We start from the raw sequence: 22098 nt of genomic DNA, 5'->3' as shown, positions 1-22098 counted from the left end.
CGTGGGCGCAGGTCCATCCTAAAGGGGTGGTCCCACGTTTTGACGTGTACTGAGGGTTTTCTCCTTTACTTTCCGAGAAGAGGAAGGGCGTGATTTTCCACCCGGAGACCCTTTGCTTGGACCCGGTTTCGCCCTCACGGGGGTTGGGGTTACTCCTCGAGGGTGGAAAGGTCCCCAGGGTCTTTCCCCAGCTCCCTTGCTTTCAGAAGCCGCCGCAGGATCTTGCCCGAGCGGGTCTTGGGAAGCTTCTCCAGGAAGACCACCTCGCTGGGCGTGGCGATGGGGCCAAGCTCCCGGCGCACGTGCTGGATGATCCCTTCCTTGAGCGCCTCCGAGGGGCTCTGCCCCGAGCGCAGGACCACGAAGGCCTTAATGGCCTCCCCCTTCAGGGGGTCGGGCACCCCGATCACCGCCGCCTCCGCCACCGCCGGGTGGGAGACCAAGGCGCTTTCCACGTCCGCGGTGCCGATGCGGTGGCCCGCCACGTTGAGGACGTCATCCGCCCGGCCCAGGACGCTGAAGTAGCCTTCCTCGTCCTGGCTTGCCACGTCCCCGGCGGCGTAGACCCCCCCAGGAACCTCCCGCCAGTACTGGAGGTAGCGCTCGTGGTTGCCCCAGACGGTGCGCATCATGTGGGGGAAGGGCCGCTTGAGCACCAAAAGCCCCCCCTGCCCTGGGGGCACGGGCTTCCCCTCCTCGTCCACCACGGCGGCCTCCACCCCGGGCAGGGCCACCCCGGCAAAGCCCGGCTTGGCCGGGAGGGTGAGGGGGGTGCCCAGGGTGGGCCCCCCCAGCTCCGTCTGCCACCAGTTGTCCGCCACGAAGCCCCTTTTGCCCCCGTCCACCAGGTGCGCATAGGCCCAGCGCAGGGCCTCCGGGTTTAGGGGCTCTCCCGCCACGGCCAGGAGGCGCAAGGAGGAGAGGTCGTACCGCTTGGGCCACTCGGGGCCGTGCTTCATGAAAAGCCGCACCGCCGTGGGGGCGGTGAACATCACGTTCACCCGGTACCGCTCCACCACCTGCCAGAAGGCCCCGGGGTCGGGGTAGTCGGGGGCCCCTTCCCGGAGCACGGAGGTGACGCCCTCCAAGAGAGGGGCGTAGACGATGTAGGAGTGGCCCACGATCCAGCCGATGTCGCTGGTGGCCCAGAAGACGTCCTCGTCCTTCACGTCAAAGAAGGTGCGCAGGTGGTAGGTGGTGCCCACCATGTAGCCCCCGTGGACGTGGACCACCCCCTTGGGCTTGCCCGTGGAGCCCGAGGTGTAGAGGATGAAGAGGGGGTGTTCCGCCTCCACCATCTCCGCCCGGGCCTCCGGGGGGGTGTTCCAAAGGAGTTCCTGGAAGTCATGGTGGCCTTCGGGAAGCTCCGCCCGGTAGGCCCTCTGGAACCAGATGACCTTTAGGGGAAGGTCCCGAATGGCCTCCTCCACGATGGAGCGGAGGTCCACCCCCTTCCCCCTTCGGTGGCTCACGTCCCCGGCGATGAGGAGCTTGGCCCCTGCATCCAGGATGCGCTCCCTCAGCGCCGCCACCCCAAGCCCGGCGTAGACCACGCTGTGGATGGCCCCCAGGTAGGCGGTGGCCAGCATGGCCATCACGCCTTCCAGGGTGAGGGGCATGTAGATCACCACCCGGTCCCCCTTGCCCACCCCAAGCCGCTTAAGGGCGGTGGCCAGGCGGCGCACCCGGTCCAAAAGCTCCCCATAGGTGAGCTTTTGCTCCTGCCCGTCCTCGCTTAGGTAGAGGAGGGCCACCTTGTTCCGAAGGCCCCGCTCCACGTTGCGCTCCAGGGCGTTGTAGACGGCGTTGGTGGTGCCCTCCAGGAACCAGCGGTGCTCGGGGAGGTCCCACTCCAGGACCTTCTGGAAGGGCGTTTCCCAGTAGAACCGCTTGGCCCACTCCCCCCAGAAGCCCTCGGGGTCCTCGAGGCTCCGCCGGTACTCCGCGGCGAAGCCCTTGAGGTTTGCCGCCCGGCGCAAGGCTTCAGGGGCCCAAAGCCGCTCTTCCGCTTTAAGAAGCTTTTCCACCGCCATCGCTTTCCTCCAGTCCCGAGGTGTCCCCCGGGTCTAAGCCCAAGAGTTCCGCCTTAAGAAGCCGCCGCAGGATCTTGCCGCTCCGGGTGCGGGGCAGGCTTTCCGCAAAAAGGACCCGGGGCGGGGTCACCGGGCCCAGGTGGCGCAGGAGGTGGGCCTTGAGCTTTTCCGCCAGGAGGGGCTTGAGCTCCTCGGGGACCGCCTGCTTGGGCACCACGAAGACCACGATCTCCTCCCCCTCTTCCCCCGGCACCCCCACCGCCGCCGCCTCCGCCACCTGGGGGTGGGTGAGGGCGGCGGCCTCCACCTCGGCGGTGCCGAGCCTGGCCTCCCCCACCTTGATCACCTCCTCCGAGCGGCCCAGGATGCGGAAATACCCCTCCTCGTCCATCACCGCCAGGTCCCCGGTCCAGTAGAGCCCGCCCCGCCACGGGTTTTCCCCCCCCAGGAGGTCCACCATGTGGGCGGGGCCCGCCCGGAGGAGGACCAGGTGCCCCTTGGCCCCCGGGGGGAGGACCTGGCCTCCCTCATCCACCACCCGGGCCTCCACCCCGGGGAGGGGCACCCCCACGTAGCCGGGCTTGGCGGGGAGGGCGAGGGGGGTGGCGAGGGCCGGGGCCCCGAGCTCCGTCTGCCACCAGTTGTCCAGGGGCCAGGCCAGGTTTTCCCGGGTCCAGCGCCACACCTCCGGGGCCAAGGCCTCCCCCACGCTCCCCACCAGCCGTAGGCCCGTGGGCCTTGCCTCCCCGTGGCGCCTGAGGGTGCGGAGGAGGGTGGGGGAGGTGAGGAGGACATCCACCCCGAGCCGGGCCAGGCGCTCGTAGAAGGCGGCGGGGCTTGGGTGGTCGGGGCGGTCCTCCACCAGGAGGCTGGTGCCCCCCAGGAAAAGGGGGGCGTAGAGGCCGAAGGAGTGGCCCACCACCCAGAAGAGGTCGGCGGTGGTGTGGAAGACCTCCCCCGGCTTTAGGTCAAAGAGGTAGCGGAGGGCCCAGGCCACCCCCACCATGTACCCCCCGTGGCCGTGGACCACGCCCTTGGGCCTCCCCGTGGACCCGGAGGTGTGGAGGAGGAACAAGGGGTGGTGGGCGGGCACGGGCACAGGGTCCACCGGCCTCCCTTCGGAGGCCCTTTCCAGGAACTCCGTGGTTCCCCGCACGTGCCAGAGCACGGGGAGGTCCAGCCCCGCTACCGCCGCCTCCACCACGGGGCGCAAGGGGATGAGCTGCCCCCTGCGGTAGTAGCCGTCGGCGGCGACGAGGAGGCGGGCCTCGCTTTGAAGGAGCCTTTCCCTCAGCGCCTCAGGCCCAAGGCCCACGGGTAGGGTTACGTGCACCGCGCCTATGCGGGCCAGGGCCAAGAGGGTTAGGGTGGCCTCGGCTCCCGTGGGCGTATAGAGGGCCACCCGGTCCCCAGGCCGCACGCCCAGGCCCCAAAGGAGGCCCGCCAGGCGGGCGGAAAGCTCCTTGAGCTCCCGGTAGGTCCACTTTTCCAGGCGCCCTTCCCCGTCCAGGGTGAGGAGGGCCACTTGTTGGGCCTTTTCCGGGAGGTGGCGGTCCAAGGCGTTGAGGGCGGCGTTGGTGAGCCCCCCTTGGAACCAGCGGCGGCTCTCGGGGTCGTAGGCCTTTTCCCAAGGCCTTTCCCAGAAGAACTCCCGGGCGAAGGCGCCAAAGAAGGCTTCGGGGTCCTCGAGGGCTTCTCGGTAGGCGGCGGCGAGGTCCTGTAGGTTGGCCTTCTCCTTCAACTCGTCGGGAGGCTCCATCACCTCCACCCGGAAGCCCGCCTCCAGGGGCGGGGCCAGGCTTGGGGGCTCGGGGGGCTTGAGGTAGGGGGAGACCTGGGCCACCTCGGAAAGGGCCCGGGCCAGGCGGCTAAAGGCGAAGGGGAAACGCCGAGCCGGCACCACCACGCCCAAGGCGCCAAGAAGCTCCCCCCCCGGGCCGAAAAGGGGAGCGGCCAGGGCGGAAAGCCCCAGGGCGTACTCCTCCATCTCCGCCGCCAGGCCCGACTCCCGCACCCGCTTGAGTTCCTCCTCGAGGGCCAAGGGGTCGGTGAGGGTGTAGGGGGTGCGGGGGCGCAAGGGGGGTAAGGGCAGGGCGCCAAAGGCCAGGAGCACCTTGCCCAAGGCCAGGGCGTGAGCCTCCTCGGGAAGGGTTTCCCCCAGGGGGTGGGGCTGGCCCTGCCGCCCCCTCGTCTTCAGCCTCACCCCTTGGGGGGTGAGGAGGGCCAGGTAGCAGCGCTCCCGGGTGCGGAGGTAAAGCTCTTCCAGGGCCTCCTCCAAGGGGGTGGTCTCCAGGGGAACCGGCTTGGTGCTCCCCAGGCGGTAACCCTTTTCCCCTTTGACGGCAAAGCCTTCCTCCACCAGGCTATTCAGGAGGGCGTAAGCGGTGGAGAGGCTCTTGCCCAGGAGGCGGGCCACCTCCTTCACCTCCACCCCCTCTGGGTGTTCCGCCAGGTAGGCCAGGATGCGCAGGGCGGCCTGCACGGTGGAGAGGCTTCGCCGCTTGGCCATCTGGCTCCATCTTGCCCTTGGCAAGCCCCCTCCTGTCAAGAAAGGGGGGCTTTGGCAAATGGTGAAAAACCCCCCTTTTCTTGACCCTGCCCTTGGCCCTCCCTATCCTCAAGAGCAAAGGAGGGGATATGGACCGGATTGAAGGCGTCCTCAAGGAAGAGCGGGTGTTTTACCCGAGCGAGGCCTTCCGCCAGCAGGCCCACATCAAGAGCGAGGAGGAGTACGCGCGCCTCTATGAGGAAAGCCTAAAGGACCCCGAGGGCTTCTGGGGCCGGGTGGCCTCGGAGCTCCACTGGTTTGAGCCTTGGCAGAAGGTCCTGGAGGGGGACCTCCCCCACCCCAAGTGGTTCGTGGGGGGCAAGACCAACCTCTCCTACAACGCCCTGGACCGCCACGTGAAGACCTGGCGCAAAAACAAGGCGGCCATCATCTGGGAAGGGGAGCCGGGGGAGGAGCGGGTCCTCACCTACCACGACCTTTGGCGGGAGGTGCAGAAGTTCGCCAACGTCCTGAAGCGGCTCGGGGTGAAGAAGGGCGATAGGGTCACCATCTACCTCCCCATGGTCCCCGAGGCGGCCATCGCCATGCTGGCCTGCACCCGCATTGGGGCGGTGCACTCCGTGGTCTTCGGGGGCTTTTCCTCGGGGGCCTTGGCCGACCGCATCAAGGACGCCCAGGCCAAGGTCCTCATCACCGCCGACGGCGGCTACCGCCGGGGCGGCATCGTCCCCCTGAAGCAGAACGCCGACGAGGCCCTCAAGGAAACCCCCAGCGTGGAGCACGTGGTGGTGGTGCGCCGCACCGGGGAGGAGGTGCCCTGGACCCCGGGCCGGGACCACTGGTGGCACGAGCTCATGGAGGCGGCCCCCGACCGCCTGGACCCGGAACCCATGGAGGCGGAGGAGCCCCTTTTTATCCTCTACACCTCGGGCTCCACGGGTAAGCCCAAGGGGGTCCTCCACACCACGGGCGGCTACATGACCTACGTCTACTACACCACCAAGCTGGTCTTTGACCTTAAGGACGAGGACGTCTACTGGTGCACCGCCGACGTGGGCTGGATCACCGGCCACTCCTACGTGGTCTACGGGCCCCTTCTGAACGGGGCCACCACGGTGATGTACGAGGGGGCTCCCAACTGGCCGGAGCCCGACCGCTTCTGGCAGATTGTGGACAAGTACGGGGTGACCATCTTCTACACCGCCCCCACCGCCATCCGCGCCTTCATGAAGTGGGGGGAGGGGTGGCCCGCCAAGCACCGCTTGGAAACCCTGAGGCTTCTGGGCACCGTGGGCGAGCCCATCAACCCCGAGGCGTGGCTTTGGTACTACCACGTGATCGGCAAAGGGCGCTGCCCCATCGTGGACACCTGGTGGCAGACGGAAACGGGCGGCATCATGATCACCACCCTGCCCGGGGCCCATGCCATGAAGCCGGGGCACGCCGGCAAGCCCTTCTTCGGGGTGAAGCCGGAGATCCTGGACAGCGAGCACAAGCCCGTGGAGAACCCGGACGAGGGCGGCCACCTCTGCATCACAAGGCCCTGGCCCAGCATGCTCCGCACCGTCTGGGGCGACCCGGAGCGGTTTATCCAGCAGTACTTCAGCCAGCACCCCGGGGTCTACTTCACCGGGGACGGGGCCCGGCGGGACAGGGACGGCTACTACCTGATCCAGGGCCGGGTGGATGACGTCCTGAACGTGGCGGGCCACCGCCTGGGCACCATGGAGATTGAGTCCGCCCTGGTCTCCCACCCGGCGGTGGCGGAGGCGGCGGTGGTGGGCCGGCCCGACCCCCTGAAGGGGGAGGCCATCGTGGCCTTCGTGACCCTGAAGGAGGGCTTCGCGCCTTCCGATGCCCTTAAGGAGGAGCTCAAGGCCCACGTGGCCAAGGTGATCGGCCCCATCGCCCGCCCCGACGAGGTGCGCTTCACCGACGCCTTGCCCAAGACCCGCTCCGGCAAGATCATGCGCCGCCTCCTGCGGCAGATCGCCGCCGGGGAGAAGGAGATCAAGGGGGACACCTCCACCCTCGAGGACCGCTCCGTGGTGGAGAAGCTCAAGGAGGGGGCCTAAGGCCCCGTCCTTTGGCCCGGCGGGCTAGCCCGCCGGGCTTTTGTGCACGTGCACCACCTTCCACCCCTCGGGGAAGCGCACCGCCACACGGCTTTCGTTCACCGCCCGGTGCCTTAGCCCCCCTTCCTCCTCCACGGTGAGGAGGAGGGTGTAGCTGAAGATGGCCACCTCCCCGTAGCGCTGGAGCCGCCGCTCCAAGAGGTCAATGCGGTAGGGCCTACCCCTGGTGGCCCAGTTCTTCTCCACCATGAAGCGGTGGAAGTCCAGGCCGTCCAGGCGGTGGGGGGTGACGAACCACTCGTAGAGGGAAAGCTCGGGATGGGTGGTGGCGGCGTAGGTGGCGTAGTCCCCTTCGTAGATGCTCTTTAGGTGGTGCTCCAGGAAACCCCAAAGCTCGGCCTCGCCCTCCACGGCTCACCTCCCCGGCTGGTACTCCCCCCACTCCTCCCGGAGGACCCCGCAGACCTCCCCCAAGGTGGCCCGGCGGCGGAAGGCTTCCAAAACATAGGGGAAGAGGTTTTCCTGGCCCCGCGCCGCCTGGCGCAGGCGCTCTAGGCCCACCCGGACGCTTTCCCCATCCCGGTTGGCCCTGAAGGCGGCAAGCTCCCGCTTCCTCCTCTCGTGGAGCTCGGGGTCAATGCGCTGCACGGGCACGGGCTCGTTTAGGGGGCTGTTGGGGTCAAAGAAGCGGTTCACCCCCACGAGGATCCGCTTGCCCTCCTCCACCTCCTTCTGGAACTGCCAGGCGGACTCCTCTATGGCCCGCTGGAAGTAGCCCGCCTCCACCGCGGCCACCGCCCCGCCCAGGGCGTCTATCTCGGCGATGAGCCTTTCCGCCTCCTTTTCCAACTGGTCGGTGAGGTGCTCCACGTAGAAGCTTCCCCCCAAGGGGTCAATGGCCTTGGTGACTCCGCTTTCATAGGCCAGGATCTGCTGCGTGCGCAGGGCCAGGAGGGCGCTTTTTTCCGTGGGCAGGCCCAAGGCCTCATCGTAGGCGTTGGTGTGGAGGCTTTGCGTGCCCCCGAGCACGGCGGCCAGGGCTTGGTAGGCGGTGCGCACCACGTTGTTCAAGGGCTCTTGGGCGGTGAGGGTGGAGCCCCCCGTCTGGGTGTGGAAGCGGAGCATCCAGCTTTTGGGGTCCTTGGCCCCGAACTCCTCCCGCATGATGCGGGCCCAAAGCCGCCTGGCCGCGCGGAACTTGGCCGCCTCTTCAAAGATATCCCCGTGGGCGGCGAAGAAGAAGGAAAGCCTGGGGGCGAAGGCGTCCACGTCCAGGCCCCGCTCCAGGGCCGCCCGCACGTAGGCCTTGCCGTCGGCTAGGGTGAAGGCGATCTCCTGGGCGGCGGTGGCCCCCGCCTCGCGGATGTGGTAGCCGGAGATGCTGATGGTGTTCCACTTGGGCACGTGCCGGGCGCAGAACTCAAAGATGTCGGTCACGAGGCGCATGGAGGGGCCAGGGGGGTAGATGTAGGTGCCCCGGGCGAAGTACTCCTTCAGGATGTCGTTTTGCACCGTGCCCGAGACCTTGTCCCAAGAAACCCGTTGCTCCTCCGCCACCAGGAGGTAGAGGGCGAGGAGCATCATGGCGGGGGCGTTGATGGTCATGCTGGTGGAGACCTTGTCCAGGGGGATGCCGTCAAAGAGCTTGCGCATGTCCTCGAGGGTGGCGATGGACACCCCCACCCGCCCCACCTCCCCCACGCTCATGGGGTGGTCGGGGTCCAGGCCGAGCTGCGTGGGCAGGTCAAAGGCCACGCTGAGGCCGGTTTGGCCCTGGGAAAGGAGGTATCGGTAGCGGGCGTTGGACTCCTCGGCGGTGGAGAAGCCGGCGTACTGGCGCATGGTCCAGAGCCGGTCCAGGTACATGCGGGGGTAGATGCCCCGGGTGAAGGGGTACTCCCCTGGCCGCCCTAGCCTTTCCCGGTAGCCCTCCGGCAGGGACTCAAAGAGGCCTTCCATAGCCTAGTTTTACAGGAAAAGGCGGAGCAAGAGAAGGAGGAGGAAAAGAACCCCCAAGACGAGGAGGAGGGGCGGCAAGAGGAGGCTGTAGGCGGCGAGGACCAGGGCTAAGAAGTCCTTCCAGTCGGGCTTGGGCTCTTCCCGCACCCCCTTAGCATACCCCTTTCCCCGCCTCGCTTCCCCGCTTCCTAGCTACCTCCTCCTTTGATAGCATTAGCCCATGGCCCTATCCAAAAACGCCCGCAAGGTGCTCAAGGTCCTGGCCAGGCGGGGAGCGCCGGAAGTGCTCTTCGCCTTGAGCCGGGGGGCCTCCCGCTTTTCCGACCTGGAAAGCCTCCTCGTCCTTTCCCCCAGGACCCTGGCGGAAAGGCTACGGGAGTTCCACCTTTTGGGCTTCGTGGAGCGGCGGGCCTACCCCGAGGTGCCGCCCCGGGTAGAATACACCTTGACCCCGCGGGGCAAGCGGGTTTTGGATTTCCTGCGCGGATTGGAGGAGGTATTGGAGGCCAAGCAGGAGGAGGTGCGGTGAAAGCGAAAGCCATCGTGGTGACTTCCGGCAAGGGCGGGGTGGGGAAGACCACCACCACCGCCAACCTGGGTGCGGCCTTGGCCAAGCTGGGGGAGAAGGTGGCGGTGGTGGACGTGGACGTGGGCCTCCGCAACCTGGACGTGGTCATGGGCCTCGAGGGGCGGGTGGTCTTTGACCTCATTGACGTTCTGGAGGGACGGGCCAAGCCTCGGCAAGCCCTCATTCGGGACAAGCGGGTGGAAAACCTCTACCTCCTCCCCGCCTCCCAGACCAAGGACAAGGAGGCCCTGGACCCCGCCAAGTTCAAGGAGCTCGTCCAGTTTCTCCTCACCGAGGAGGGGTTTGACCGGGTGTTGATTGACTCCCCCGCCGGCATTGAGAAGGGCTTCCAGACCGCCGCCACCCCGGCGGAAGGGGCCTTGGTGGTGGTGAATCCGGAGGTGAGTAGCGTAAGGGACGCCGACCGCATTATCGGCCTCTTGGAGGCCCGGGAGATCCGGGAGAACTACCTCGTCATCAACCGCCTGCGGCCCAAGATGGTGAGCCGGGGGGATATGCTCTCCGTGGAGGACGTGGTGGAGATCCTGGGCCTAAGGCCCATCGGCATCATCCCCGAGGACGAGCAGGTGATCGTCTCCACCAACCAGGGGGAGCCCTTGGTCCTGAAAGGGGCGAGCCCCGCCGCCCAAGCCTTCTTGGACACCGCCCGGCGCATGCGGGGCGAGGAGGTGCCCTTCCGCCACCTGGAGGAAGCCCAGGGCTTCTTGGGGGTCATCCGCAAGCTCTTCGGGGGTCGGTGATGTGGTGGCGCAAAAGGAGCAAGGACAAGGCCAAGGAAAGGCTCAAGCTGGTCTTGGCCTACGACCGGGCCAAGCTTTCCCCGGGATTGGTGGAAAGCCTAAAAAAAGACCTTTTGGAGGTCCTCCGCCGCTACTTCCCCGCCCAGGAAGAAGGGCTCCAGGTGGCCCTGGAGGAGCGGGGGGAAAAGGTGGTGCTGGTGGCGGACATCCCCTTGCGTTAAGGGCGGCATGGTCCTCAGACGGCCTAACCTCCTCGCCTACGACTGGGGCCTAGCCCTCCTGGCCTTGGCCTTGGCCGCCTTGGGGCTCGTCAATCTGAAAAGCGCCACCCCGGACCCCGCCCTCATCCCCAGGCAGGCCTTGGCCCTGGCCTTGGGCTTGGGGCTTGCCGTGGCGATCCAGTTTCTCTCCCGCAGGCTCCTCTTCGCCTGGGCCTACCCCCTTTACGCCCTCTCCCTGGTCCTCTTGGTGGCGGTGCTTTTGGTGGGGCGGGAGATCAACGGGGCCAAGGCCTGGTTTGTCCTGGGGCCCTTGCAGTTCCAGCCCTTGGAGCTCGCCAAGGTGGGCCTGGTCCTGGCCCTGGCCCAGTTCCTCGCGGAAAGGCCCATCCGCCGGGTTTGGGACTACGTGCCCCCGGGTCTCCTCACGGCCCCGGTGGCGGCGCTTCTCCTCCTCCAGCCCGACCTCGGGGGCACCCTGGTGGTCCTCTTCGGCGCCTTTACCGTGCTCTTCGTGCGGGGGCTTCCCTGGAAGCATCTTCTGGTGGGGGTCTTGGCCTTGGTCCTCCTGGTGCCCACCGTGGTCTGGCCCAACCTCAAGCCGTACCAGCGGGAGCGGGTCCTCATCGTCTTGGACCCCTACCGCGACCCCTTGGGCCAGGGCTTCCAGGTGATCCAGTCCACCATCGCCATCGGTTCCGGGGGGCTTTTCGGCAAGGGGTACGGGCAGGGAACCCAGACGCAACTGGGCTTCGTCCCCTTCCGCCACACGGACTTCGTCTTCGCCGTCTGGGCGGAGGAGTGGGGGTTCGTGGGGGCGGTGGCCCTCCTCGGCCTTTACGCCCTCTTGCTCCTTCGCCTCCTGGGCCTGGCCCTGGAGTGCTCCCGGATGGCGGACCGCCTTTTCATCGCCGGCGTGGGGGGGATGCTGGGCTTTCAGGTGGTGGTGAACCTGGGGGTGGCCTTGGGGGTGATGCCCGTCACCGGGCTTACCCTGCCCCTTTTTTCCTACGGGGGTTCTAGCCTCATGGCCACCCTGTTTTCCTTAGGCTTGGTCCTCTTGGTCCACCGGGACCGGGCGGCGCCCTAGCCTGCTAAACTGGGCCCCGTGGCGGAGGTGCTGGTGCGCGTGGCCGGGGTGCGCAAGGCCTTCGGTGGGGTGGTGGCCTTGGATGGGGTGGACCTGGAGGTGAAAAGGGGAGAGTTTTTCAGCCTCCTGGGGCCTTCCGGGTGCGGCAAGACCACCTTGTTGCGGATCCTGGCCGGCTTTGACACGCCGGACACCGGGCGGGTGGAGATCGCCGGCAAGGACATGGCGGGGGTCCCTCCCTACGCTCGCCCGGTGAACACCGTGTTCCAGAACTACGCCCTTTTCCCCCACATGACCGTGGAGGGGAACGTGGCCTTCGGTCTCCGGATGAAGGGCCTGCCCCAGGCCGAGGTGAAGCGGAAGGTGGCCTGGGCCTTGGAGCTCGTGGACCTTTTGGGCCTGGAGAAGCGCTACCCCCGGGAGCTCTCCGGGGGGCAGAAGCAGCGGGTGGCCCTGGCCCGGGCCCTGGTCTTAGAGCCCCAGGTCCTCCTTCTGGACGAGCCCCTTTCCGCCTTGGACGCCCGGCTGCGCCAGGAGCTTCGGGTGGAGCTCATGCAGCTCCAGAGGCGGCTTGGCACCACCTTTATCTTCGTCACCCACGACCAGGAGGAGGCCTTGGTCATGTCCGACCGCATCGCCGTGATGCGGCAAGGGCGCATCGTGCAGATGGGCCTTCCCGACGAGGTGTACGAGCGGCCCAAAAGCCGCTTTGTGGCGGAGTTCCTGGGCCGCTCCAACTTTCTTCCCGCCAAGCCCCACCCCTTGGGGGCGGAAACCCCCTTGGGGCCCTTGCGCCTAAGGGAGCCTTTGCAGAAGGAAGCCCTCTTGGCCATCCGCCCGGAAAAGATCCGCCTTTACCCGGCGCAAAACGGGGCCCCGGCCCGGGAGAACCTGGTGCGGGCGGCGGTGGAGGAGATCGTCTACACGGGGGCGGAGAACCAGTACTACCTCAGGGCGGGGGAAGTGCGGCTCCTCGCCTACACCCTCAACCAGGACCTGCAGGAGCCGGGGGCGGAGGAGTTCGGCTATGGGGAGGAGGTTTACTGCTACCTCCCCCCGGAGAACCTGGTGGTGGTCCATGAATGAGGCGGCGACCCCTGCGCAGCGCTTCTTGCGGGTCCTGGTCACCGTGGGGCCGGGGGGGCTTTGGCTTTTCCTCTTTGTGCTCCTCCCTTCCCTTTTGGTCCTCCTGGCCTCCCTCCTCTCCCGGGGGCCTTATGGCGAGCTCGGCCTGCCCTTGGGGCTTCACAACTACGCCCGGGCCCTACAGCCCGTCTACCTCGAGGCCTTCACCGAAAGCCTCTTGGTGGGCGTCTGGGCCACCCTCCTTTCCGCCCTCCTGGGCTACCCCTTAGCCTTTTACATTGCCCGGCATCCCAAGCGGGACCTCCTCCTCTTTTTGCTCCTTCTGCCCTTCCTCACCAACTTCCTCATCCGGGTCTACGCCTGGCTGGTGTTGCTCCAGAGGGAAGGGCTGGTGAACGCCCTTTTGGGGGCTTTTGGTCTTGGTCCTTTCGCCTTCTACCCCTCCTTCGGCGCCGTGCTTTTGACCACGGTCTACACCTTCTTGCCCTTCTTTGTCCTTCCGGTGTACGCCAGCGTGGAAAGGCTGGACTGGCAGCTTTTGGAGGCGGCCTACGACCTGGGGGCGAGGCCCTTCCGCGCCTTCTTGCACGCGGTGCTCCCCCAGACCTACCCGGGGCTCTTTGCGGGAAGCGTCCTCGTCTTCATCCCCGCCATGGGAACCTTTGTGGTGGCGGACCTTTTGGGGGCGGGGCGGGTGGTCCTCATCGGCAACCTCATCCAGCAGCAGTTCGGCGTCACCCGGGACTGGGCCTTCGGGGCGGCCTTGAGCGTCTTCCTCATGGGCTTCGTCCTCTTGAGCCTTTACCTCTACGCCCGCCTACAGGGGGAAAGGGGGCTCGAGGAGCTGGTATGAGGCGGCTACTCTCCCTCCACGCCCTCTTGGTGTACCTCTTCCTCTATGTGCCCATCCTGGTCATCGTGGCCCTTTCCTTCAACGAAAGCCGCCGGGGGGTGCGCTTCAGCGGCTTCACCCTGGACTGGTACCGGGCCCTGTTCCAAGACCCGCGGGTGCTGGAGTACTTCCTGAACACCCTGGTGGTGGCCCTGGTGTCCACCCTGGTTTCCACGGTTCTGGGCACGCTCCTCGCCTTGGGCATGGTGCGCTACCGCTTCCTGGGTAAGGAGCTTTTGCGCTACCTCCTTTACATCCCCGTGGTGGTGCCCGACGTGGTCATGGGGATTTCCCTCCTGCTCCTTTTCGCCTTTTCCCGGGAGCTTTTCGGTTTTCCCCGGCTTTCCCTCTTCACCGTGATCCTGGGCCACATCACCTTCCAGCTCGCCTTCGTCACCTTGGTGGTGCGCTCCCGGCTCCTCCTTTTGGACCCCGCTTTGGAGGAGGCGGCCCGGGACCTGGGGGCCAGGGGGTTCCAAACCTTTCTCCACGTCACCTTGCCCTTGGCCTGGCCGGGGGTGGCGGCGGGGGCGCTCCTCGCCCTCACCCTTTCCTTAGACGACTTCGTGGTCACCTTCTTCACCGCCGGCCCTGGGGCCACCACCTTGCCCCTTTACATTTACTCCAGTGTCAAGCTTGGGGTAAGCCCTAAGGTCCACGCCCTTTCCACCCTCATCGTGGGGCTTTCGGCGTTTTTTCTGGCTTTGGGGTATGCTCTTTCCCGGAGGCGGGTATGAGGCGAGGGATTTTTCTCCTGTTGCTGGCGGCTTTGGTCCTCCTCGGGGTTTTCCTCTTGTGGCCCAAGCCGGCCCGGGGGGCGGGTACCCTCTACTTCCTCAACTGGGCGGACTACATCCCCGAGGAGCTGGTTAAGAAGTTTGAGGCGGAAACGGGGGCCAAGGTGGTCCTGGACACCTTTGAGTCCCCCGAGGCCATGCTGGCCAAGCTGAAGGCGGGGGCGGACCAGGAGTTCTCCTTGGTGGTGGCCCCCGACTACTACGTCTTGCAGATGGCCCGCGAGGGCCTCCTCGCCCCCTTGGACAAGGGGAGGCTCGCCAATCTTAAAAACCTGGACCCATTCTTCCAAAATCCTCCCTATGACCCGGGCCTCCAGTACTCCGTCCCCTACCTTTGGGGCACCACGGGGCTTGCCTACCGGGAGGACCTGGTGAGGGGTCCCGTGGACTCCTACGCCGTGTTCTTTGACCCGGGGCGCCAGGTGGGGCCTTTCCTTCTCCTGGACGAGATGCGGGAGACCATTGGGGCGGCACTGAAGTATCTGGGCTACTCGGTGAACACCACCGACCCCGCGGCCTTGGAGAAGGCCAAGGAGCTTTTGATCGCGGCCAAGGGGCGCTCCGTGGGCTTCGCCGGGGGTGTAGAGGCGCTAAACCGCATCCTGGCGGGGGACGCCGCCTTAAGCCTGGCCTACTCGGGGGACGTCCTCCAGGCCCGCCAAGAGGACGAGCGCCTGCGCTACGCCATCCCCAAGGAGGGGGGGACCCTTTGGACCGACGCCATGGTGGTCCTGAAGCGGGGCCCGGCCCAGGAGCTGGCCTACCGCTTCATAGACTTCCTCTTGGCCCCGGAAAACGCCGCCGCCTTGGCTGAGTACACCCGCTACGCCACCCCGGTGGCCGCCGCCATCCCTCTCTTGCCCCAGGAGATGCGCCAAGACCCTGTGGTCTTCCCCCCTGAGGAGGTGCGGGCCAAGCTGGAGTACCTCAAGGACCTGGGGCCGGAGATCGCCCTTTTTGACCGGGTCTGGACCGAGGTGAAGGCTCGCTAAAGGCCGTTTGGCGAGGGATGGGGTAAGCTTGACCCATGAGGAAGCTTCTGGCCCTTCTCCTGGCCTTGGGTCTGGCGTGGGGCCAAGGGACCGAGGCCCTTTGGGGGAAGACCTGCGCCCAGTGCCACGGGGAGAAGGGCCAAGGGGTGCGCCCTTACCCCCCCCTTCAAGGAGCGGCGCCCCTCTTCGCCACCCCGGAAGGGCGGCGCTACCTGGTCCTGGTGGTCCTCTACGGCAGGAAGGGTGAGGCGGGGCTGATGCCCGGCTTCGCCCAGCTCAAGGACGAGGAGCTCGCCTCCCTTTTGAACCACCTCCGCGCCCTGCTGGGGGCCAAGGGGGAGCCCTTCACCCCAGAAGAGGTGCGCCGGGGGCGGGGCTTAAACCTCACCCCCGACGGGGTGAAGCGCCCCTAAAGGGGGTCTTCCAGGGTGGCGCCCTCGTCCGCCTGGCGCACCAAGGCGGCGTAGCGGGCGAAAAGGCCGTGGCGGAAGGCGGGGGGGCGGGGTTGCCACCTCGCTTTGCGCCGGGCGAGTTCCTCCTCGGGGAGGAGGACCTCGAGGCGGCGGTTCTCCACGTCTATCCGCACCCGGTCCCCCTCTTCCAGGAGGGCGATGGGGCCGCCCACGAAGGCCTCGGGGGCGATGTGGCCGATCATGAGGCCCCGCGTGCCCCCGGAGAAGCGGCCGTCGGTGAGGAGGGCCACCTCGGGGCCCAGGCCTTCCCCCACGATGGCGCTGGTCACGGAGAGCATCTCCGGCATGCCGGGGGCTCCCTTGGGCCCCACGTAGCGGATGACCACCACGTCCCCGGGGCGGATCTCCCCCTTGAGGACCTTTTCCATGGCCGCCTCCTCCGAGTCAAAGACCCGGGCGGGCCCCTCAAAGAAGGTGCGCTCGGTGCCGGCGAGCTTCAAAACCGCCCCTTGGGGGGCGAGGTTCCCCTTTAGGACCACCAGGCCGCCGTGGGGCTTTAGGGCCCTTTCCACGGGGAAGACCACCCGCTGCCCCTCCCGCTCCCGGTAGGCCCGCTCCACCTCCTCCGCCAGGGTCCTTCCGGTGAGGGTCTTTTCCTCCCCAAAGAGGAGGCCCGCTTCCAAAAGCCGCTTAAAGACCAAGGCGGTGCCCCCCGCCTCGTAAAGCTCCCAGGCGGTGTAGGTGCCCCAGGGCCTCAGGTCGGCGATGACCGGGGTCTTGCGGGAAACCTGGTCAAAGTCGTCCAGGCTGAGCTCCACCCCCGCCTCCTTGGCCATGGCCAGGAGGTGGAGCACGGCGTTGGTGCTCCCCCCCGTGGCGGCCACGGTGGCGATGGCATTGAGGAAGCTCCTGCGGGTGAGGAAGTCCTTGGGCTTCCAGTCTTTGGCGATGGCCTCCGATAGGATCCGCCCCGCCTCACGGGTGGCCTGGGCCTTTTCCGGGTGGACGGCGGGGATGGCGTTGTAGCCCACGGGGGAGAGGCCCAGGACCTCCAGGGCCATGGCCATGGTGTTGGCGGTGTACTGGCCGCCGCAGGCCCCGGGGCCGGGGATGGCCCGCTTTTCTATCTCCAAAAGCTCCTCGTCCGTGATCTTGCCCGCCGCCCGCTGGCCCACCGCCTCAAAGACCTCCACGATGGTGAGCTTCCTGCCCCGCCACTCCCCGGGGGCGATGGTCCCCCCGTAGAGGACCATGCCGGGGACGCCGCTTCGGATGACCCCCATGGCCCCCCCGGGGATGGTCTTGTCGCAGGCGGAAAGGGCCACCATGCCGTCGTAGAGGTAGCCTTGGGCGATGAGCTCAATGCTATCGGCGATGACCTCGCGGCTAACGAGGCTTGCCCGCATGCCCGGGGTGCCCATGCTGATGCCGTCAGAGACGGCGGGGGCCCCAAACTCAAAGGGCACCAGGCCCGCTTCCCTTAGGCCCGCTTTAAGGTCTAGGGCCAGTTGCCGCAGGTGAAAGTTGCAGGGCATCCCGTCGGTGAAGGTGTTCACCACCCCCACAAAGGGCCTGGCGAAGTCCTCGTCCCCCACCCCCACCGCCCGGAGCATGCTCCGGGCCGGGGCCTGCTGCAGTCCCTTCTTGATGCGGTCCGATCTCATGCGTCCCTCCAGCTGGCGGTTTTGCCGTGGTATTGCCTCGCCTTGGGAAGAAGGCGCACCAGGGCCCTGGCCGCCTCCTCCGGCGTGAGCAGAAGCCCTTCTTCCTTGTAGCCCCTAAAGACCCGCTGGAGCACGGGCGCGGCGCTTCCCTGCGCCTCGCGGGCCTGGCGTTGCATTTCCGTTTCCACCACCCCGGGGCGGTAAACAAAACAGGCCACCTCGGGCACCTCCGCGGCCAGCTGCCGCGCCAGGTGCTCCTCCGCCGCCTTGGCCACGGCGTAGGCGCCGATGCCGGGGAGGTTCGTCTCCGCCGCCCCCGAGCCCACGTAGACCGCAAGCCCCTCCCCCTGGCGCCTTAGGAGGGGGTAGGCGAAGCGGGCGAGCTGGTAGCCGGCGATCAGGTTGGCCTCGAGGACCTCCATAAAGAGCGCCTCCGCCACCTCATAGAGCAAAGGCCCCGGGTGGAGGACCCCGGCGTTGTGGATGTAGCCATAGAAGTTCCCAAGCCCCGCCGCCTTCTCCACCAAGGCCTCCGCCACCTCGGCCCTGCCGGCGCTTCCCGCCACGTGGGCCACCCTGGCCCCCAGGGCCTGGGCCTCCTCCGCCACGCCCCTTAGGGGGGCTTCCGAGCGGGCGTTGAGCACCAGGTCGTAGCCCGCCTTGGCGAGCTCCAGGGCTAGGGCCCTGCCGATGCCCCGGCTCGCCCCGGTGAGGATGAGGGTTTTTCTCATAGGAGTTCCTCCGTGGGGATTTCCACGCGGAGGGGGGGCTGGTTTTCCCCTTCCCAGCAGGCCCCGCCTTCGGGGCGGCGGTGGAGGAGGGCGCGCCTGCCCTCGAGGTCCACTGCCCAGGCCTTGGGCGCCCCGGCCTGGGCGTAGCGGGGGAACTTGGGGGTGGGATCGGGGCACAAGGGCGTGCCCACCCCCTCCGCCATCAGGAGGGTGCGGTTGGGATAGGGCCCGGACCCGGCAGCCACCAGGGGGTTCTGCGCGGAAAGCGGGGCCTCGCCGCGGGCGGCGAGAGGGGCGAAGCGGGCGGTGGGCGGCCGCATGGCGGCAGCGAGCTTGGGACGGATGGGGTTCATCTCCCCGAGCCCCGGCCGCAGGTCCTCGGGAAGGACCCCAGCTTCCGCCGTGCGAGGGAATCCTTCTGGGGTGAGCCGGCAGTGGGTCATGGGAGGACCTCCTGGAGGGGGAAGGAGAGGCCGAGGACTTCCAGCATGCCCTCTTCCAGCGTCTGGTGGTACCGGTAGGCCCCGCCTTGGGGCTCGCTGAAGCGGTGGAGCCGGTCCCGGGTTAGGTCCAGCACCCAGACCTCGGGCACCCCGGCCTGGGCGTAGAGGGGAACCTTCACCCGGAGATCGTAGTCTAAGGAGCTCTCCGCCACCTCTATGACCAGGAGGGCGTCCTTTCCCTCAGGTAGACGGTTCCGATAGGCTTCCCTCGGTGGCCTGAGCAGGACGAGGTCAGGGTATACCTCTGTTTCCGGTTCCAGCACCAAGGGGTTTTGCACGGAGAGGACCACCTGGCCCCTTAGGGGGGCAAGAAGGTCCAAAAGGGCGTTCAAGGCGTACACGTGCCGCTTTCCTACCGGGCTCATCTCCAGGACCTCCCCCTGCACCAGCTCCACCCGGGCGTCCTCGGGGAGGATGCCCGCTTCCCCCATTCGGTGGAAGTCCTCGGCGCTGAAGCGGTGGCGGACCATTTTCCTCATTTTAGGCGGCGGAGCACGGCCTCCGTGAAGGCCTGGGTGCCCGCGGTGCCCCCTAGGTCGGGGGGTGGGGCTTCCACCAGGGCTTGCGCCACCGCCTTTTCCACCTTCCGGGCCAGCTCCACCAGCCCGAAGGCGTGCTCCAGCATCATGGCGGCGGAAAGGATGGCGGCGGTGGGGTTGGCCACCCCCTTGCCGGCGATGTCCGGGGCGGAGCCGTGCACCGGCTCAAAGACCGGGGTGCCCCGGCCCAAGGAGGCGGAGGGGAGGAGCCCCAAGGAGCCGGGGAGGACGCTCGCCAGGTCCGAGAGGATGTCCCCGAAGATGTTGCCCGTCACCACCACGTCAAAGCGGGCGGGGCTTCGCACCAGGTGCATGGCCATGGCGTCCACGTATTGGTGCTCCAGGACCACCTCGGGGTAGTCCCGCCCCACCTCCTCCACGGTCTTGCGCCAGAACTCCCCCACCTCGAGGACATTGGCCTTGTCCACGCTGGTGACGTGCTTCCTCCGCTTCCTCGCCGCCTCAAAGGCCACCTTGGCCACCCGCTCCACCTCGGGCTTGCTGTAGCGTTCCGTGTTCCAGGCCTCCGCCTCGGACATGCCCCTGGGCTCCCCAAAGTAGATCCCCCCGGTGAGTTCCCGCACGATGAGGACGTCCACCCCCCGGGCGATCTCCTCCTTCAAGGGGGAAAGCTTCTCCAGCCCGGGGAAGACCTTGGCGGGGCGGAGGTTGGCGAAGAGGTCCTGGCTTTTCCTTAAGGCGAGGAGGCCGGTTTCGGGGCGGATTTTGCGGGGCAGGTTGTCCCACTTGGGCCCGCCCACGCTTCCCAAAAGCACCGCTTGGGCTTCCTCCACACCCCGCCGCGTCACCTCGGGGAAGGGCTCCCCGTGGGCGTCTATGGCCGCTCCCCCGAAGGGGAGGACCTCGTGGGTGAGGCCAAGGCCCTCCGCCTCGTCCAGGGCCTTCAGGACCCTTAGGGCGGCCGCCGTCACCTCGGGGCCGATGCCGTCCCCGGGAAGCACCGCCACCTTCATTCCGCCCTCCTGGGGTAGGGAAGCTTGCGGTCAAAGGCGTCCAGAAGCTCCCCCGCCTCCAAAAGCTCCCCGATGGGGTCCCAAAGCCCCTGGGTCAGGGCTTCCCGGGCCTCCTCCCGAATGAAGAGGGGGGCCACCCGGTCCCCAAAGCGCACCTCCTCGTTGACGAGGTCTATCTCCACCTCCAGCCCGGGGTCTTGCTCCACCGCCTGGAAGAGCACCGCCAGGTCTTCCGGGGCTAGGGTCACGCAGGGAAGGCCGATGGCGGTGGCGTTGCCGAAGAAGATCTCGGCGAAGCTCTCCCCGATGATGGCCCTAAACCCCGCCCGCTTGATGGCCTGGGGAGCGTGCTCGCGGCTAGAGCCCGAGCCAAAGCCCGACTCCACCAAAAGGATGCTCGCCCCCTGGTAGCGGGGGTCGTTCAGGGGGTGGGGCTTGGGGTTGCCCTTTTCGTCAAACCGCTCGTCGTAGAAAAGGTATTGGCCCAAGCCCTCAAAGGTGAGGGCTTTCATGAAGCGGGCCGGGATGATCCGGTCCGTGTCAATGTCCTCGCCCCGCAGGGGCACCGCCCTTCCCCGGATGATCGTGAACTTCTCCAGCATCTTCCACCTCCTCAGCGCGCGCCCACCACGCCGAAGACCTCCCGGGCGTCGGCGATCTCCCCGGCCACCGCCGCCGCTGCCACCATGAGGGGGCTCATGAGCACCGTGCGCCCCCTGGGGCTTCCCATGCGCCCTTTGTAGTTGCGGTTGGAGCTGGAGGCGCAAAGCTCATCCCCTTCCAGGCGGTCCGGGTTCATGGCCAGGCACATGGAGCACCCCGGGTTGCGCCACTCAAACCCCGCCTGGCGGAAAATCTCGGCGATCCCTTCCTCCTCGGCCCGCTTCGCCACCCACTCGGAGCCCGGCACCACCAGCGCCCGCACCCCCTTCTTCACCTTGTGCCCCTGGAGGTGGCGGGCCACCTCCCGGAGGTCGGAAAGCCTGGCGTTGGTGCAGCTTCCGATGAAGGCCACCTGGATGGGCACCCCCTTGATGGGCTGCCCCGGCCGAAAGCCCATGTAGGCCAAGGCTTCCTCGGCCACGGGGCGCTCCTCCTCGGGAAGCTCCTCCAAGAGGGGGATGCGCCCGTCAATGGGGATGGCCTGCCCCGGGGTGATGCCCCAGGTGACCGTGGGGGCGATCTCCTCGGCGCGGAAGGTGACCACGTCGTCATAGGCGGCGTCGGGGTCGGAACGCCAAGCGAGCCACCTTTTCTTGGCCTCCTCCCATTCGGCCCCTTTGGGGGCGTAGGGGCGGCCCTCGAGGTAGCGGAAGGTGGTCTCGTCGGGGTTCACGTAGCCCACCCGGGCCCCACCTTCAATGGACATGTTGCAAAGCGTCATGCGGCTTTCCATGTCCATGGCCTCCACGGCGCTCCCGCCGTACTCATAGGCGTAGCCCAGGCCCCCCTTCACCCCCAGGTGGCGGATGATGTGGAGGATCACGTCCTTGGCGTAGACCCCAGGGGCGAGCTTCCCCTCTACGTTGATCCGCCGCACCTTGAGCTTTTGGGCGGCGAGGGTTTGGGTGGCGAGAACGTCCCGCACCTGGCTCGTGCCGATGCCAAAGGCCACGGCCCCAAAAGCCCCGTGGGTGGAGGTGTGGGAGTCGCCGCAGGCGATGGTCATCCCGGGTTGGGTGAGGCCAAGCTGGGGCCCGATCACGTGGACGATGCCCTGGTTTCCGCTCCCCAGGTCAAAGAAGGTGATGCCGTGCTCCTTGGTGTTTTGCCGGAGGGCGTCCAGCATGCTCTGGGCCAAGGGGTCTTGGAAGGGCTCGGTGCGGTCGTGGGTGGGGACGATGTGGTCCACGGTGGCGAAGGTGCGGTGGGGGTAGCGCACCTTGAGCCCCAGGTCCTTCAGCATCCCGAAGGCCTGGGGGCTCGTCACCTCGTGCAGGAGGTGCAGGTCTATGAAGAGCTGGCTCTGGCCGTTTCGGAGCTTCCTCACCTCGTGGGCTTCCCAAACCTTCTCGTAAAGCGTTTTCCCCATGGTTCCCTCCCTATAAAAAGCCCCCCGGGTCCTTGGGGCCCGGGGGAAAGCGGAAAGGCCTCCCTAGACCGGGCCCGCCCGGTCTAGGTCTAGCAGAATGCCCCGCCGCATTGCCCCCTAGCCTAAGGGTTTCGGGGCCCTTTGGTCAAGGTGGGATTTCGGGGAAGGGGGTAGAAGGGGGCTCCTTGGCTGGAGAAGGGGCCAGCTGGGCTTGCCTAGTAAATTGCCTTGTACCCCGGAGGGGGCGGGAGAAGGGAGAGAA

General features: G+C 67.4%; 22 protein-coding genes. 10 read left to right on the top strand and 12 right to left on the bottom strand.

The window, feature by feature from the left end; all coding sequences use genetic code 11:
* Positions 1-149 precede the first annotated feature (149 nt).
* On the bottom strand, positions 150-2033 hold the full coding sequence (acs, locus tag L0D17_RS10785; RefSeq protein ID WP_243095201.1) for an acetate--CoA ligase: 1884 nt from the start codon (positions 2031-2033) through the stop codon (positions 150-152).
* Entirely contained in the window at positions 2011-4542 is a 2532-nt protein-coding gene (locus L0D17_RS10780; RefSeq protein ID WP_243095203.1) for an AMP-binding protein, read from the bottom strand. Before L0D17_RS10780 ends, acs (L0D17_RS10785) begins: the two co-directional genes overlap by 23 nt.
* A gap of 128 nt (positions 4543-4670) precedes the next feature.
* On the opposite strand from L0D17_RS10780, the gene acs (L0D17_RS10775) reads away from it, so the two are divergent.
* Positions 4671-6617 carry an acetate--CoA ligase gene (gene acs, locus L0D17_RS10775; protein WP_243095199.1) on the top strand — a complete coding sequence of 649 codons (1947 nt, stop codon included), beginning with the start codon at positions 4671-4673 and terminating at the stop codon, positions 6615-6617.
* Between the two features lie 24 nt (positions 6618-6641).
* Here the strand turns inward: acs (L0D17_RS10775) and L0D17_RS10770 are convergent, their stop codons facing one another.
* From L0D17_RS10770 to L0D17_RS10760, 3 genes are read right to left on the bottom strand one after another with little or no spacing between them, the layout of a single operon-like run.
* Positions 6642-7028 (bottom strand): nuclear transport factor 2 family protein, encoded by a 387-nt coding sequence (locus tag L0D17_RS10770; protein ID WP_243095197.1) that lies wholly within the window; start codon positions 7026-7028, stop codon positions 6642-6644.
* A 3-nt stretch (positions 7029-7031) separates the two neighbouring features.
* Entirely contained in the window at positions 7032-8576 is a 1545-nt protein-coding gene (locus L0D17_RS10765) for an acyl-CoA mutase large subunit family protein (RefSeq protein ID WP_243095195.1), read from the bottom strand.
* A gap of 9 nt (positions 8577-8585) precedes the next feature.
* A complete protein-coding gene (locus L0D17_RS10760) occupies positions 8586-8723 on the bottom strand; it encodes a hypothetical protein (RefSeq protein WP_152607313.1) in 138 nt (45 codons plus the stop codon).
* Positions 8724-8796: 73 nt separating this feature from the next.
* On the opposite strand from L0D17_RS10760, the gene L0D17_RS10755 reads away from it, so the two are divergent.
* From L0D17_RS10755 to L0D17_RS10715, 9 genes are read left to right on the top strand one after another with little or no spacing between them, the layout of a single operon-like run.
* Positions 8797-9105, top strand: a complete 309-nt coding sequence (locus tag L0D17_RS10755; RefSeq protein WP_039455843.1) for a winged helix-turn-helix transcriptional regulator — start codon at positions 8797-8799, stop codon at positions 9103-9105.
* Positions 9102-9905: a septum site-determining protein MinD gene (gene minD / locus L0D17_RS10750; protein WP_039455845.1), complete on the top strand. Its 804-nt coding sequence runs from the start codon at positions 9102-9104 to the stop codon at positions 9903-9905. The genes L0D17_RS10755 and minD overlap by 4 nt, the downstream gene beginning before the upstream one ends.
* Positions 9905-10126 (top strand): cell division topological specificity factor MinE, encoded by a 222-nt coding sequence (minE, locus tag L0D17_RS10745; protein ID WP_039455846.1) that lies wholly within the window; start codon positions 9905-9907, stop codon positions 10124-10126. The genes minD and minE overlap by 1 nt, the downstream gene beginning before the upstream one ends.
* 7 nt (positions 10127-10133) lie before the next feature.
* Positions 10134-11213, top strand: a complete 1080-nt coding sequence (gene rodA, locus L0D17_RS10740) for a rod shape-determining protein RodA (protein ID WP_243095193.1) — start codon at positions 10134-10136, stop codon at positions 11211-11213.
* Between the two features lie 18 nt (positions 11214-11231).
* The gene (locus L0D17_RS10735; RefSeq protein WP_243095191.1) at positions 11232-12299 is read left to right on the top strand and encodes an ABC transporter ATP-binding protein; all 1068 of its coding nucleotides are present in this window, start codon (positions 11232-11234) and stop codon (positions 12297-12299) included.
* Positions 12292-13152, top strand: coding sequence for an ABC transporter permease (locus L0D17_RS10730; protein ID WP_039455852.1), 861 nt, complete (start codon positions 12292-12294; stop codon positions 13150-13152). Before L0D17_RS10735 ends, L0D17_RS10730 begins: the two co-directional genes overlap by 8 nt.
* Entirely contained in the window at positions 13149-13928 is a 780-nt protein-coding gene (locus L0D17_RS10725) for an ABC transporter permease (RefSeq protein ID WP_243095185.1), read from the top strand. The genes L0D17_RS10730 and L0D17_RS10725 overlap by 4 nt, the downstream gene beginning before the upstream one ends.
* Positions 13925-14980 (top strand): polyamine ABC transporter substrate-binding protein, encoded by a 1056-nt coding sequence (locus L0D17_RS10720; RefSeq protein WP_243095184.1) that lies wholly within the window; start codon positions 13925-13927, stop codon positions 14978-14980. The genes L0D17_RS10725 and L0D17_RS10720 overlap by 4 nt, the downstream gene beginning before the upstream one ends.
* Positions 14981-15015: 35 nt before the next feature.
* Entirely contained in the window at positions 15016-15393 is a 378-nt protein-coding gene (locus L0D17_RS10715; protein ID WP_243095182.1) for a c-type cytochrome, read from the top strand.
* On the opposite strand, the gene ilvD is transcribed toward L0D17_RS10715, so the two are convergent.
* Genes ilvD through leuC form a run of 7 tightly spaced genes read right to left on the bottom strand, consistent with a single transcriptional unit; the run spans position 15390 to position 21836 of the window.
* Positions 15390-17057, bottom strand: a complete 1668-nt coding sequence (gene ilvD / locus L0D17_RS10710; protein WP_243095180.1) for a dihydroxy-acid dehydratase — start codon at positions 17055-17057, stop codon at positions 15390-15392. The genes L0D17_RS10715 and ilvD overlap by 4 nt on opposite strands.
* Positions 17054-17788: an SDR family NAD(P)-dependent oxidoreductase gene (locus L0D17_RS10705; RefSeq protein ID WP_243095172.1), complete on the bottom strand. Its 735-nt coding sequence runs from the start codon at positions 17786-17788 to the stop codon at positions 17054-17056. Before L0D17_RS10705 ends, ilvD begins: the two co-directional genes overlap by 4 nt.
* On the bottom strand, positions 17785-18231 hold the full coding sequence (locus L0D17_RS10700) for a Uma2 family endonuclease (RefSeq protein ID WP_243095170.1): 447 nt from the start codon (positions 18229-18231) through the stop codon (positions 17785-17787). The genes L0D17_RS10705 and L0D17_RS10700 overlap by 4 nt, the downstream gene beginning before the upstream one ends.
* Positions 18228-18761: a Uma2 family endonuclease gene (locus tag L0D17_RS10695; RefSeq protein ID WP_039455867.1), complete on the bottom strand. Its 534-nt coding sequence runs from the start codon at positions 18759-18761 to the stop codon at positions 18228-18230. The genes L0D17_RS10700 and L0D17_RS10695 overlap by 4 nt, the downstream gene beginning before the upstream one ends.
* A 5-nt stretch (positions 18762-18766) precedes the next feature.
* Positions 18767-19804, bottom strand: coding sequence for a 3-isopropylmalate dehydrogenase (gene leuB, locus L0D17_RS10690; protein WP_243095168.1), 1038 nt, complete (start codon positions 19802-19804; stop codon positions 18767-18769).
* On the bottom strand, positions 19801-20406 hold the full coding sequence (leuD, locus tag L0D17_RS10685; RefSeq protein ID WP_243095166.1) for a 3-isopropylmalate dehydratase small subunit: 606 nt from the start codon (positions 20404-20406) through the stop codon (positions 19801-19803). The genes leuB and leuD overlap by 4 nt, the downstream gene beginning before the upstream one ends.
* A gap of 11 nt (positions 20407-20417) precedes the next feature.
* Entirely contained in the window at positions 20418-21836 is a 1419-nt protein-coding gene (gene leuC / locus L0D17_RS10680) for a 3-isopropylmalate dehydratase large subunit (protein ID WP_039455873.1), read from the bottom strand.
* Positions 21837-22098 lie beyond the last annotated feature (262 nt).

The sequence above is a fragment of the Thermus thalpophilus genome, assembly GCF_022760915.1.
Lineage (GTDB): Bacteria > Deinococcota > Deinococci > Deinococcales > Thermaceae > Thermus > Thermus thalpophilus.
The sequence above is the reverse complement of the archived record's forward strand: the minus strand, read 5'-3'. Positions and strand labels throughout refer to the sequence as shown.